Raw genomic sequence first — 910 nt, 5'->3', positions numbered from 1 at the left:
TTCCACTTCTTCGTGGTGGGGCGGGACGGGGTGGGATGTGGCGAACTACTGCCGGTGCGCTACTCCTTGACGCTTCCGGCGGAGAGACCGGACTGCCAGTACTTCTGGAGCAGCAGGAACGCGGCGATCAACGGCACGACGGTGAGCAGCGACCCGGTGACGACCAGGTTGAAGACGGCCTCGCCGCCGGCCGTGGCGGCCTGCTTGTTCCAGGCGTCGAGGCCGAGGGTCAGCGGGTACCAGTCGGGGTCCTTCAGCATGATCAGCGGCAGGAAGTAGTTGTTCCAGGTCGTGACCGTGGTGAAGAGCAGCACGGTGACCGTGCCGGGTGCGAGCAGCGGCAGCGCCACCTGGAAGAAGGTGCGGAGCTCGCTCGCGCCGTCGATGCGGGCGGCCTCCATCAGCTCGGTGGGGATCGCCTCCGTGGCGAACACCCACATCAGGTACAGGCCGAACGGAGAGATCAGCGACGGGATGATGACCGCCCACGGGGTGTCCGTGAGGCCGATCTTGCTGAACATCAGGAACGTCGGGACGGCGAGCGCCGTGGTCGGCACCGCGACGGCACCGATGACGACGGCGAACACGGCGCGCTTGCCGGGGAAGGTGAACTTGGCGAGCGCGTAACCGCCGAGGACCGCGAGGAAAGTCGCACCGCCCGCGCCGACGACCACGTACATCAGGGTGTTGAGGAACCAGCGGCCGAAGACGCCGTCCTGGTACGTGAAGGTCTCGGTGATGTTGTCCCACAGGGAGAAGTCCCCGTCGAACCACAGCCCGAACGAACCGGCCAGGCCCTCCTGGGTCTTGGTGGCGCTGATCAGGAGCCACACGAGCGGCAGCAGGCTGTAGACCAGGACGATGCCGGTGAGCACCGTGAGCAGGATGCTGCGGCGGGGACGGCCGGGGC

General features: G+C 67.3%; 1 protein-coding gene. It reads right to left on the bottom strand.

The annotated features are described in order from the left end of the window. Positions 1-59: 59 nt before the first annotated feature. Positions 60-910, bottom strand: an 851-nt coding sequence (locus tag J0695_RS35960) for a carbohydrate ABC transporter permease (RefSeq protein ID WP_206968977.1), incomplete at its 5' end; no start/stop codon positions are given.

The organism is Streptomyces beijiangensis (assembly GCF_017315755.1).
Lineage (GTDB): Bacteria > Actinomycetota > Actinomycetes > Streptomycetales > Streptomycetaceae > Streptomyces > Streptomyces beijiangensis.
Note: the sequence above shows the minus strand (reverse complement) of the source record. Positions and strands in the feature narration are given on the sequence as shown.